The 12268-nt window shown below is 57.2% G+C and carries 10 protein-coding genes; 1 reads left to right on the top strand and 9 read right to left on the bottom strand.

What is annotated here, in order from left to right; all coding sequences use genetic code 11:
• Positions 1-75: 75 nt before the first annotated feature.
• Complete coding sequence (locus H7R56_RS15155; RefSeq protein WP_106926148.1) at positions 76-771, top strand: FadR/GntR family transcriptional regulator; 696 nt, start codon at positions 76-78, stop codon at positions 769-771.
• Here H7R56_RS15155 and H7R56_RS15150 read toward each other — a convergent pair whose 3' ends face one another.
• From H7R56_RS15150 to cutC, 9 genes are all read right to left on the bottom strand, one after another.
• Positions 772-2865 carry a heparinase II/III domain-containing protein gene (locus H7R56_RS15150; RefSeq protein ID WP_106926150.1) on the bottom strand — a complete coding sequence of 698 codons (2094 nt, stop codon included), beginning with the start codon at positions 2863-2865 and terminating at the stop codon, positions 772-774.
• A 244-nt stretch (positions 2866-3109) separates the two neighbouring features.
• Complete coding sequence (locus H7R56_RS15145) at positions 3110-4633, bottom strand: sensor domain-containing diguanylate cyclase (protein ID WP_181357983.1); 1524 nt, start codon at positions 4631-4633, stop codon at positions 3110-3112.
• 688 nt (positions 4634-5321) lie between these two features.
• Positions 5322-5651 (bottom strand): DMT family transporter, encoded by a 330-nt coding sequence (locus tag H7R56_RS15140; protein WP_106926154.1) that lies wholly within the window; start codon positions 5649-5651, stop codon positions 5322-5324.
• A 17-nt stretch (positions 5652-5668) separates the two neighbouring features.
• A complete protein-coding gene (locus H7R56_RS15135; protein ID WP_106926156.1) occupies positions 5669-6079 on the bottom strand; it encodes a DMT family transporter in 411 nt (136 codons plus the stop codon).
• Between the two features lie 19 nt (positions 6080-6098).
• Positions 6099-6779 (bottom strand): hypothetical protein, encoded by a 681-nt coding sequence (locus H7R56_RS15130; protein ID WP_106926158.1) that lies wholly within the window; start codon positions 6777-6779, stop codon positions 6099-6101.
• A gap of 11 nt (positions 6780-6790) precedes the next feature.
• On the bottom strand, positions 6791-7411 hold the full coding sequence (locus H7R56_RS15125) for a phosphate propanoyltransferase (RefSeq protein WP_106926160.1): 621 nt from the start codon (positions 7409-7411) through the stop codon (positions 6791-6793).
• A complete protein-coding gene (locus H7R56_RS15120; protein ID WP_106926162.1) occupies positions 7408-7821 on the bottom strand; it encodes a BMC domain-containing protein in 414 nt (137 codons plus the stop codon). The genes H7R56_RS15125 and H7R56_RS15120 overlap by 4 nt, the downstream gene beginning before the upstream one ends.
• An 11-nt stretch (positions 7822-7832) precedes the next feature.
• Positions 7833-8780 (bottom strand): choline TMA-lyase-activating enzyme, encoded by a 948-nt coding sequence (gene cutD / locus H7R56_RS15115; RefSeq protein ID WP_106926605.1) that lies wholly within the window; start codon positions 8778-8780, stop codon positions 7833-7835.
• 54 nt (positions 8781-8834) lie between these two features.
• Positions 8835-12221, bottom strand: coding sequence for a choline trimethylamine-lyase (cutC, locus tag H7R56_RS15110; RefSeq protein WP_106926164.1), 3387 nt, complete (start codon positions 12219-12221; stop codon positions 8835-8837).
• Between the last annotated feature and the right edge of the window lie 47 nt (positions 12222-12268).

The following is a 12268-nucleotide window of genomic DNA, read 5'->3' as shown; positions in this document are numbered from 1 at the left end:
TGCGCTGGATGCGCTAATTGGCGCCCGCCGCTATGTTACACTGAGGCATCATTCTTGTTCAGGTATGACAAAAGCATGAACTTCACGACGATTACGACGACACAGCGTGGCCTGGACGGCCTGATTGCCAGCGACATTGCCCGCAAGATTTTTTCCGGGCAATTGCAGCCCGGCAGCGTATTACCGACAGAAGTAGAGCTGTGTGAACAGCTGGGCGTTAGCCGTACGGCGCTGCGTGAGGCCCTGAAGCTGGTATCGTCCAAAGGACTGCTGGAGTCTCGCCCGAAAACCGGCACCCGCGTTCGTGCTCGCACCGACTGGAATATTCTCGACGTACAGCTGTTAGAATGGCTGAGCGGTATGGAAGGCACGCTGGAAATGTACCAGCAGTTTCTGGAGTTCCGGCGAGTGATTGAACCGCATGCTACGCGTCTGGCGGCCATTAACGCTACCCGGGAGCAGTGTATTGCTCTGTCCCAGACGTGGGAAGAGATGTGTCGAATCGCGCAACACTTTGATGCCGAACAGTGGGTGGATGCCGATACGCGCTTTCACCGCATCATCTTTATGTCTTCCGGCAACTGCTTCTATCAGCCGTTTGGTAACGTGCTGACGACGGTGTTCAAATGGTTTATCAGCCACTCTTCAAAAGAGGGCGGTATGTGCCTCGACGACCATGAACGTATCTATAAAGCGATCATGGCCGGCGATGCGGAGGCGGCGTTCCAGGCGTCCCTCGGGATGATGGACGCCAGCAAGCACCGCCTGTAATCATGCGATGCTGAATCCGCCGCGCCCGCGGCGGTTATCCACCTCTACCCGGCAAGTCTCGCCATGATGGAAAGCAATCAGGATGACGGTCCGCGTCGGCGTATGTTCCTCAATGATGACCTCCCGCACGTTGCCCCGCGCCTGACGCGAGACTTCCCGTGATTCGTCGAACTCGCCGTGGCACTCCAGCACGTTGGCAAACAGCGTGTTTTGTGCGTGGGTGCGCAGCAGCCAGGCCGGTTCTTCTCGCAGATTGAACGCCGGATCGCTGGCGCCGCTGCGGGCGACGATCAGTTCGCCGGGCTGCTGCATCGCGCTGGTCAGCGTGTAGAAGCTGTCGGCGCAAAGCCAGCTTAGCTGGGCACCGAGTGAGGCAGGCACCTCGGCGCTGGCACAGCGCCAAAGGTACTCATAGCCTTGCGATACGCCAAGCGGCGAGCGGGTAGGTTCCGTCGTCAGCGCCCGGTTACAATGGATAATTTGCCCCAGAGTGTGCAGGCAATAGTCATACTGATGGCGGCTGTCGCTATAGAGCGCAAACAGATCGACCAGCAGCGGGCGCTCGCACTGCGGCAGCGACAGCAGTAGCACCGTGCGTTGTTGGTTGACTCCCGGCCAGTAGTCGTCGGCAAAGGCGCTCATGCCCTGATACTGGCCGCTGCCGAGAAAGAAATGGGTATGGCCAAAATGCGCCGCCGCCCGCTCTTTGTCGCCCAGGTTCTGACAGCCTTCATCCACCACCACGGTGTTATGCGCTACGGTTTTTTTGGCATAGCCGTTGTTTTCCGGGATGTAGCGGCCACCAAATTTGGGCTCGACGTTGACCCAGCGGGCGAAGCCGTAGTCCTGAAGAATTTCGCGTCCACGGGTAAAGTAGCTCAGGTGCAGGCCGTCAAAATGGCCGTGGTTCAGGGCGCTGTGCATACCGGCAATATTGCCGTGCCCGCCCCACCACAACAGCGCCATGCTTTCTGACTGCCCGGCGGGCTGAGCGCGCAGAATTCCGCCCGCCCCGCGCTCGCCTTCCACGCCGTCGCGCACCAGCTGTGAGCTGCGAAGGGGGGCAGGGGACGGCGTTTGCGCGTCTTCACTGAGCAACAGCGCGCCCCGACACGGCCAGCAGGCCTGCTGATAGCGCGCGATAGCCGATAGCTGTGGCGATGCGCCGTAGTGCTGACGGCATAGGCCGACCGCCATCAGCGCGCCTTCATCGCGAAGATTCATGGTTTTTGAGGCATCGTTCAGCGCAGGCAGGGTTCCGTCCGGGAAGGCCATATCGAACAGGGTCATGCAGGCTCGGTGGATTAAACGATCGCGGTAGGACCAGATTTCCCGTTCCGGCTGGCAGCGTTCGAGCGCCGTTGCGAACAGCAGCATCGGGCGCAGAGCGAATCGTTGGTAATAGAGGCCTTCGATATAATAGCCGTCGAGGGAGAACAGCTGATTGAGCTGGGCGTAGAAGCCGCCGCTAACGTCATCGTACCGTTTGCCGTGCAGGGCGATCTCCACCCACTCCGGGCGATCGGTCGCCAGGCCGCATACGGCAATGGCGGTCACCGACCACATTCCGTGGTTATGGACGATATCGAAGGTGCTATGGTGGACGGTGATGGCCTCATGCGCCATCAGACACAGTAAATTCTCTTCAATGTGCGCACGATCGTGGGCGCTGGCTGAGCCTTTCACACAGGCCCATGCCGCGGCGGCGTAGAGCAAAAACATATCTTCATTGAGCGTCTGATGGAACAGTCTGCCCGGCGGGTTGCTGTCGCGGCTGGTGGCGCTGCCAAGCGTCGGGTAGACATCGGCATAACCGCGCAGCAGCGCGAGCAGCGCATCACGATAGCGAATGTCGCCGCTCAGCAGCCAGTGCAGGCCGGCGAGATCCATCATTTGATAGTTGTCTTTATGCTGAGCATGTTCCGGGCCGCCGCCTTCGCCGTGGCCGGGGATCCACTGCGGGCGCGCTAGCCACGTTTCCAGCTTCTGGCGTTGTTCACGCAGCGTGATGCCGGGCTGCGTATCGCGCGTGAAGTGCTGCTGCAGCGCGGTGATATCAGGGGGTGAGAGGAATAAGGAGCGGTCGAGCGTCATCAAGCATCTCCGTTTATGTTTATTAGTATGACTATTTGATGGGAAAATAACGCCTTCAGCCGATTTTTAGCCAGAAAAAAGGTCATAAGATGCTTATCAGGTCACAAAATAAACATAATTTGTCATACTATATGAAGGCGCGGGTCATCGAGGTTTTCGCCGCTTGAACGAGGGCAGGGCGTGGAATCCATTGACTCACCCGCGCCGTTGCGGTGCGGGTGAGGTTTGAAGGGCGCGTGTGACCTTAGTGACTTTCGGCCGATGTGTTGATGATGCGATTTTTTCCGTTGCGCTTGGCTTCGTACAGCCGTTTGTCCGCCAGGGCCAGCGCTTCTTCGATACTCATTGTGCCCTTGGCCGTGAGACCGGCGCTGAACGTTACGTGCAAATTCGCCTCGCGGAACCGCCGCTGATCGCAGGTTTCTCGCCAGCGTTCGAGATAGACCCGTGCGTCTTCCTGGCTCACGTTCTGGAATAACACCGCAATTTCCTCACCGCCGTAGCGGTAGAGCGTAATGTTATCCAGCCCGCGCAGGCGCAGCCCAATGTCGGAGACGGTTTTCAGCACCATATCGCCGGTGGCATGGCCGTAGGTATCGTTAATCGACTTAAAGTTATCAATATCAATCATCGCCAGGCACAAATCGTCGGCGTGCTGCATGAACTCAAGATCGTTATCAAACGCGCGGCGGTTTTTCAGCTCGGTCAAGCCGTCGGTCAGCGCCTCATTTTTGATATTTTCCTGCTGCACCGAGGTGTTGTGGATCTCTTCATACAGCATTTCTTCCGCCGCTTTTTGTTCAATCGCGCCGTTACGGATACCGTTAGCGATACGAATATACAGCGCGTTCAGAGCGATTCGAACCATCCACCAGCAGATGAACAGCGCCAGCAGGCCAAACAGCAGGCAGTAAAGCACGTTGTCGCTGCGGTCAAAGACATGGGATGTTAAGTCGCTGTCGCGTACCTCGTGCACCAGGTACCAGCTGGTATCGCCTATCGCGCTGGTGAAATACCATTTACCGGTTTCGGGCAGAGAGAAGAAAGGGGAAGATTTATGCAGCTTCACCGAGACTTCCGCCAGCACGGCGGGGCTAATTGCGCCTCGATCGCTTGCAATCTGTTGCCCTTCACCGTCCATGATCCACTTTTGTCCGGGCAGGGGAGGCACGGCGGCGTTCAGAATATCCGCAGTGGACGCGCGGTTCAGGCGCACCGCCAGCACGCCAATTTTCTCACCATCATCGTTGTCGACCAACGATTTTGAGATAGTGAGCGTGCGGCTGCCGTTATCAAAAATGTCGCGGCTGCTGGTGTAATGCGCGCTGTCAAAGTCATCGCGCATGGCGACGGTGAACCAAATCTTGTTGCGTGGGTCGGCCTGACGCGTGGTTTCATCGTCCAGATCGACATTGGGCAGACGGATAAAGCGACCGTCGCTGCTGGCATAAATCAGCGAACGCGCGTCGGGCATAGCGTTGAAACGCTCAAACAGCCAGTGGCGAAGGTTTTCGCCGTCGCGGATTTTACCCTGAGTGTTGGCGGCCAGCTGCTTGATGGTTTCGTCCAGCATGCTTTCGTAGCCAGAAAGATATTTGGCGGTATAGGTCGACAGATTTTGGACGTAGCGTAAATTCTGCCGTTGGTAGGTACTTTTGGCATCTTGCCATTGCAGCGCCAGCACTGCCGTGCAGACTAAGGTAAATACGATAGCCGTTATCAGGAAGCAGATATTTAAAGGGCGACGAAAATTCAGGTTCCTAATCAAAGCTTTCTCCAGAAGCAAAAATCAACAGGTCCATTCGTACCAGAGCAATGTTTTCATTGTGCTATTGCAGCGTTTTACAAAAAGGAAACACTATGTTCCCTATTTTGCCATATTCATCCATTGAACAAGGTAGGCTGCTATTTATTAAAGGAGGCGCATGTTACAACCTGTAAATATCATTGTCAAAGACGATTAAATTGATTCATATCGATCGTTCAAACCGATCGTAACTATCATTAATGAAACGCCAGGGCAGAACGATCGATAACCTATTATTGATTGGTGAAAACGATCTTAATATATAAAAACTTTCCGTGTAAAATCCTTTTAGAACAATTTGTTACTATTAATTCGGTGCGATAGTTTCAGCCTTTATTATTCTGTTTTAAAGCAATAAAAAATAAATTATTTTTAATCAATAAAGGTGTTGCGCATGTATGTTTCTGAAAGTTACATATTAGCGGAAAATATTAGGTATTAAGGAATAAAGAATTCCATATTAAAGGAAGTGTAGCTTCCCTTTTTGCATGAATATAATAATTCAGGGGCGTTTTCTAACCGGATTTTTAACGCTGATAAAGGGGAGAAATATCATGAAGAGGGATGCCATTTCATCTGAATGGCGAATCAGGGATGGGCTGAGGGGAATCGCTGGCATCTTCCCCGAGGGGGAAGATGCCGTCGGGCGTTACATGCCGGAGAAAACGTTCATGATGATGCCGCCGCTGATAATCAACAGCATAGCAAAGATAGCGGGCAGATCCGGTTTCTGTTTGTAGAGGATCATGGAGCAGATCGTGACGCCGACGATGCCAAAGCCGCACCACAGCGAATAGGCCACGCCGACCGGAATGGTGCTCATCGCGCGGGTGAGCGCGAAGTAGCAAAGCGCGTACGCGCAGACCACCAGTACCGATGGCGCCAGTTTACTAAAGCCGTGGGTTTTTTTGATCATTGACGTGCCGGTGATTTCGGAGCCGATAGACAGCGCCAGCCATAAAAATCCGAGATTAAACATGAGCGATTCCTTTTGCGTTAGTTAGCGATATTGTTATCGAGTTTGGCGACCGGGGTAGGCGGCGTCTCTTCTGTGTCTTCGTGGCCCATTTTCGAGAACAGGTTCATGATGACAATACCGCTGGCGATAATCGCCATGCCGATGATGGCGGCGGTGTCCGGGTGCTGGCCGTAGAAGGCCATGCCCAGCGTCGAGACCACCAGAATACCGGTGCCCGACCAGGTGGCGTAGGCTAGCCCAACCGGAATATCTTTCACCGCGCGGGACAGCGAGTAGTAGCACACGCAGTACAGCACAACGATCAGCGCCAGCAGCAGGGTTTTGGTCATCCCTTCGCTGGAATCAAACATTTTAAGCGTTGAGGTGGCCGAGGTTTCTGAGACGATAACCAGCAGCATCCATAGCCAGCATTTTGTTTTCGAAGACATATCTACACTCCAGGGTGTGTTATCGAGGTAAGGTTATTTTTCTCTGTGTTTTTAAAAAATCGACGGCGGCATCGGTTAATACCGCGTCGGGTGAATCGGCCAACGCCGGATTATTGACGATATCTGTGACAGTCAGATAACGCCGTGTGCCGTCGGTGACGGTGGGCGCCTTTGCGCCCGCTTCTAGCCGCGCCAGCAGATCGTTCAGCGATCCGAGCATGATGCCGCATTCGGCCAGACGGGTAAGGGTCGTACCAAGATGGGCCGCATAGGCGCTGTCCGCTTCGCCGCGCAGGGCGTTGAGCTCACTGTGCGGATCGCAAAGGTAGCGCAGCGCCAGAACCGGAATACCGGCGCATAGCGCATCGTGTACCCTCTGCGCTACCGGGCTGTGCAGCGTGCCGTTCAGCAGATCCATCGCCAGCGGATAATCAAGAAACGGCAGCAGCAGCGCTTTGTAAGGGGCCGGCGGCAGCGCGCGTTGCCAGCTTTCCGCAGGCAGCGTTTCGCCGAGCGACGCCCAGCGTTCGCTATCGGGCAGCATGCCCTCTAGCGCCAGATGCAGCCGCTCGCCGCAGCGCGCCAGACGCTGGCAAATCTCGTGGCGATAGCCCTCTGCGGCGGTCACCATTACCAGCACCGGAGGCTGCAAGCGCTGGAGAATCTGCGCCACCAGGCGGTCAATCTGTTGCTCGGTCATGATGGCCTCCGTTAACGCACCAGCGTCACCTGCGCGCCGTTTTTCAGCCCGGCGGCGTTGGCTTCTTCGGTGTCGATGTGAAACTCAAGGGCGAAATCATCGCGCACCCGCACCACCACTTCGTCGAAGGTGAGCTGGCGTTCACCGCCGCTGCGTACGCTGACCTTTTGCCCATTGCTGACGTTCAGCGCCCGAGCGTCCTGCGGCGACATATGAATATGACGCCAGGCGCAAATCACCTGCGAATGAAGTTCAACGTGGCCTTTCGGCCCCACCAGCAGCGCGCTGCCCGCGTTCTCCAACTGACCGGATTCGCGGACCGGCGCCTTAATACCCAGCGCGAAGCAGTCGGCGCGCGACACTTCCAGCTGAGTGATAGGGCGGGTAGGGCCGAGGACGCGCACGTTGGTCAGCGAGCCTTTCGGGCCGACGATGGTCACGCACTCTTCGGCGGCAAACTGCCCCGGCTGGCGCAGCGGCTTAAGCGGCGTCAGCGTATAGCCTTTGCCGAAAAGCGCTTCGACGTCCGGCTGCGACAGATGCACGTGACGGTTAGAGATGCCCACCGGAATGGCGGGCGCAGTGTGGGCCAGCCGGGCGGTGATTTTTTCCTGTAGCAGGGCGTCAATCATGCCTTTTTCCCTTTCTTATGCACGGCGTTTTTCTCATCAACAACCGGAGAGAGAGGTGTCGGCTCTACGGCAGGAATCTGAGGCTCAACGGCAGGTTCAGCGTGAACCTTTTCCTGCGCTTTAGCACGCGGCGGATGGCCTTTCAGGCTGCTGAGCGCTTCCACCACGCAGCGTTCCGGGCGGGCAATCACCAGTGATTTCACCTGCGAGTCGACGGTTTTTGCTACCGCGACGCCGCGCTCGATGGCGGTATGAATGGCGCTGATCTCGCCTTCAAAACAGACGCTCACCAGCCCGGAACCGACCTTGCGATAGCCAATGCAGGCCACGCCCGCGGCTTTACAGGCGGCGTCGACGGCCTGAACGGCGGCGACCAGTCCACGTGTTTCAATGACGCCTAAACTTTTCATTATCGGCTCCTTTAATGACGAACTAAGCGAATATCAAAATCAAACTGTGCGAAAAACGCCTCCAGCTTGTTCAGCTCTTCCACGCTGTAGGTGGGATCGTTGAGGATCGGGTAGGGCATCTCCAGACGATCGTACTTTTTGCGCCCCAACTGGTGGTACGGCAGCATGTCGATGCGGCGGATATTGCCGCGCTTCGCCAGCTTCTGGACGTAGTCAATCGCCCCCGTAATGGCTTCCCATGAGTCGTTGTAGCCGCGCACCAGCGGCATCCGCACAATGACGTTAGCGCCAGAGTCCACCAGCCACTCCAGGTTGCGGCGCACCCCTTCGTTACCGATGCCAAACAGCGTTTTATGGTGATCGCTGTCGATCTGTTTAATGTCGAACAAGAAGGTATCGGTCACCGGTGCCAGCTTCTGGTAGTTGGCCAGCGGCGTGGTGCCCTGGGTCTCGACGGCGGTGTTGATCATCATCTTCTTGCATTCGCTGAACAGGGCGACGGCAAAATCGGTTTGCAGGCTCATCTCGCCGCCGCCGATGGTGACGCCGCCGCCGGAGGAGACATAGAAGTCATAGTCCTGCATGATGATGTCCATCAGCTCGCTGACGGTGACGTCTTTGCCGAGAATATCCAGCGCGTGCTGGGTGCAAATCTCTTCGCATTTACGGCAGCCAATGCAGTCTTTATTGCGGTTGACGAAGTGCTTCATTTCGCCGTTTTCTTCCGCGCGGTAGTGAATGCCCGCCGGGCAGACGTTAACGCAGTCGCCGCAGTTGATGCACTTGTCCTGCGAAAACATCACCTGAAACTGGCTGCTTAAGCCTTCCGGGTTAGCGCACCACGGGCAGCGAATATTGCAGCCTTTGAAAAACACCAGTGTGCGAATGCCGTCGCCGTCGTAGATCGAGTACTTCTGGATATTGAAAATGCGCCCGGTTAATTCTTGTGTATTGCCAATCACGCTTGCCTCCTGAAAACTGCGGACGTCCTTGTCCGATTACTGTCCGTGTTATCAGAACTTCTCGATCACCGTACGGCTGATGATCTCGTCCTGAACTTCCTTGCACAGCTCCACGAAGTAGGCGCTGTAGCCCGCCACGCGGACGATCAGGTCGCGGTATTTCTCCGGCTCCTGCTGGGCTTTTTTCAGCACTTCGTTGTCGACGTAGCTGAACTGCATCTGGCCGTTGCCGAGAATGGAGGCGGTACGCAGCAGCGTAATCAGGCCGTGGCGGCCTTCCGGGGTATCCAGCAGCCCTTTGAGGAACTTGAAGTTGTGCACCATGCCGATGTTCATGGTTTCCACGTTCATCTTGCTGACGGATTTAATGATGGCGGTGGGGCCATTTTTATCCGCGCCCTGGGTCGGGCTGATACCGTCGGAGAGCGGCATCCACGCCAGGCGGCCGTTCGGCGTGGCGTTGGTCAGCTCGCCGATTGGCGTATTGTTGGAAATCGACAGCGTGCCGTGGCTCAGGGTGGAGTAGAGCATCTGGTATTTGCGGCACTCGCGCTCGGTCCACTCGGTGATGTCCAGCGCATACTGGTCAACATAGTTGTCGTCGTTGCCGTACTTCGGCGCGTTCAGGCAGTCGCGGCGCAGCGCTTCAAAGCCTTCGAAGTTGGCCAGCAGCGCATCGCGAACCTGCTCGAGGGTGTATTTCTTATCCTCAAACACCAGCTTGCGAATTGCCGCCATCGAGTCGACGTAGGTCGCCAGGCCAGAGAAAATCAGCCCCGGGCCGTGGTTGACCATCGCGCCACCGGCGGCAACGTCTTTACCTTTCTCCATGCAGCCTTCGACCAGCAGCGACATCAGCGGTTTCGGCGCCACGTCGCGGTGTACGCGCTGGCTGATTACCGTGCCGATAGCGGACAGGCGCACGATATGGGCAATCTGCTGTTTGACCGCGGCATCGAACTGCTCGAAGGTGCTAAAGTCGCGCAGGTCGCCGGTGTCCAGCCCCTGGTAGCTGTCAAACAGCACCATGCGACCACGGTTGAGTACAAACTCGATAGCGATCGGCCACTGGGTGTAACCGGTAGAGGTCCACTGGTAGATACGGCCGGATTTCTGCGGCTCAACGCAGCCCATCAGGCAGTAGTCGCGGGCGTCTTCGAAATCGAAGCCTTTGCGCAGCATCATCTTGATGTGGGAATCATCAAAGTGGCAGGCCGGGAAGCCCATGCCCGCTTTGACCACGTCAACGATTTTTTCCATGTACTTCTGCGGCGACTGGTTGTGAATACGGCAGGCCAGCGACGGCTGGTAAACCTTCACAAAGCGCACGGCGTCCATGATCAGATAGGTCAGGTCGTTACAGGCATCGCCGCCGGAACGCTTCTGGCCACCAACGGTCAGGTTGATAAATGGTTGATAACCGGCGAAATATTTAGCCCCCAGCTCGCTGGACATCCACATCAGCTCGGCACATTTGATGATAAACGCCTGCATCATTTCCAGCGCGCTCTCATGGGTCAGGCGGCCTTCGCGGATATCAGCTTCAAACATCGGGTAGCAGTACTGGTCCACGCGGCCCAGCGACAGGCCGGTCTGGTTCTCTTCAATTTCAAACAGCGATTCCACCGTCCAGATGCTTTGCAGCGCTTCCTGCAAGGTTTTCGGCGGGTTGGCCGGCACGTTCTGGTTCACGTCGGCGATGGTCAGCAGCTCGGCGCGGCGCTGGGCGTTCTGCTCAACGGCCGCCAGTTCGCGGGCGCGGGCGGCGATGCGGTGCGAATAGTTAATCACCCCTTCGCAGGTTTCAATCGCCGCTTTGTAGTAGTAAATGCGGTCGATATCGTCCGGGTTCTCCATGCTCAGGCTGGCGAGGTGCGCCTCGGCGTCGGCCTTGATGCCGTTCATGCCTTTGGTGAACAGCAGCACGTCGTAGCCCGGGCAGGTGTCGCCGCCGCCGTTGATCTGGTGGTAGGAGAGGTCGCTGACGAAGGTTTCGCCGCTGAACGCCCACACGCCCGCTTCGCGGTACTGCGCTTCGCAGATTTCATCCAGAGAACGGCCTTCCCAGAACGGCACGATCTCTTCGCGGATGGTCTTTTTATCTTCTTCGCTGATTTCGAACGGATCCTGCGGACGGGTGCTCATGGTGTCGAGCTCGTCGCGCACCCAGCGCCAGGCGATATCCGGCGAGAAGGCCCCGGCGCGCGGCTTACCGCACGGATGGCCGACGATCAGTTCGTCGTCCTGAATCAGAATCGGCGCGGTTTCGCAGGCGTGGCGGAAGGCTTTGGCACGCAGCAGAATGGTCGGCATGCCCGGATTGGCTTTGACCACTTCGGTGAAGGCCAGCGCGCGGTAGATAGAGACGCTCGGGCGCACGGTCAGGTAGTGGTTACGCAGGCGCTGCATGCGCGGCGTCAGCCCTTCCACGGTAGCGGTTTCACTGACCTGTGCGAACGGCGCGCCAGACACCTGCTGCGCGCCGCTGAACAGACGCACCGGCAGATTCAGGGCGCTGAGGTTTTGCTGCGCGCTGAGGAACATCTCTGAGAGCGCGTTAATACGCGCGTTCTCAAGGCTCGCACCGTGCAGCAGGGCGTCGAACATCGGGTAGCCGTCGATTGCGCAAGCGGCGCGGACTTCGCTTAATTCCGCCAGCTTAAACCACAGGCATTCAACGATTTCATACGCCTGTGCGTCGGTTAACGTGCCGTTGGCAACATCATGCTGGTAGTACGGCAGCAGCGCTTTATCGGCACCTTCCGGGTTGACGGCGTAGCTACCGTTGTCGAGCTGAAGCGCCAACTGGAACAGGTAGAACGCCTGGCAGGCTTCTTTAAAGCTGCGCGCCGGGTGCGCCGGAACGTGGTGCAGAATGGCGGCGCTGTCTAACAGCTCCGCTTTGCGATAGGCGTTGGTTTCGGCAGCGGCAAGCGTTTCGGCGCTGTTGGCCAGGTTCTGCGCCAGCGCCATCAGCGCGTCGCAGGCGTAAATGGCGGCGCGGCAGCCGTTGACTTCGTCCATGCCGCTGCGGCTGACGGCGCTGCCCAGCGCGCGGGTTTTCTCTTCCAGCTGCTGTTTAATCGCCAGCACGCCTTTTTCGACCACCAGTTTGTAATCCGGGGAGTCGAGGTTGCTGTTCAGATTGAGGAACTGGAAGGCGGACGGGCGATGCGCGGCGCTGTCATCGTGGAAAATTGCCCCGTGCGGTTTGCGGGTCTGGTTGCCGACGATCAGTTCGTCGGCGCTGATGGTCAGCGGCAGCTGGCGCATCAGTTCATAGAAACGGCGCGCCGGTTTTACGGCGGCAGGAACGCCGGCGATATCGCTATCGAGCGCGTTCAGCACGGCGGCGTGCTCGGTGCACAGGGTGCTTTTTTGCGAAAGTAAACGTTCTGCCAACACTTTGACGCGCGGCGTTAAGCTGTAGAGTGCCATGTCGTATTCTCCAGATGTTCTTATTGGGTGCCCGTATTGTGCCGGGT

Source organism: Klebsiella sp. WP3-W18-ESBL-02 (assembly GCF_014168815.1).
GTDB lineage: Bacteria > Pseudomonadota > Gammaproteobacteria > Enterobacterales > Enterobacteriaceae > Kluyvera > Kluyvera ascorbata_B.
Note: the sequence above shows the minus strand (reverse complement) of the source record. Positions and strands in the feature narration are given on the sequence as shown.

Coding starts and splice junctions, on each gene's coding strand:
- H7R56_RS15130 (WP_106926158.1), bottom strand. CDS start 6,779: ATGACCGAGCAACAGATTGACCGCCTGGTGGCGCAGATTCTCCAGCGC.
- H7R56_RS15155 (WP_106926148.1), top strand. CDS start 76: ATGAACTTCACGACGATTACGACGACACAGCGTGGCCTGGACGGCCTG.
- H7R56_RS15150 (WP_106926150.1), bottom strand. CDS start 2,865: ATGACGCTCGACCGCTCCTTATTCCTCTCACCCCCTGATATCACCGCG.
- H7R56_RS15125 (WP_106926160.1), bottom strand. CDS start 7,411: ATGATTGACGCCCTGCTACAGGAAAAAATCACCGCCCGGCTGGCCCAC.
- H7R56_RS15140 (WP_106926154.1), bottom strand. CDS start 5,651: ATGTTTAATCTCGGATTTTTATGGCTGGCGCTGTCTATCGGCTCCGAA.
- H7R56_RS15135 (WP_106926156.1), bottom strand. CDS start 6,079: ATGTCTTCGAAAACAAAATGCTGGCTATGGATGCTGCTGGTTATCGTC.
- cutC (WP_106926164.1), bottom strand. CDS start 12,221: ATGGCACTCTACAGCTTAACGCCGCGCGTCAAAGTGTTGGCAGAACGT.
- H7R56_RS15120 (WP_106926162.1), bottom strand. CDS start 7,821: ATGAAAAGTTTAGGCGTCATTGAAACACGTGGACTGGTCGCCGCCGTT.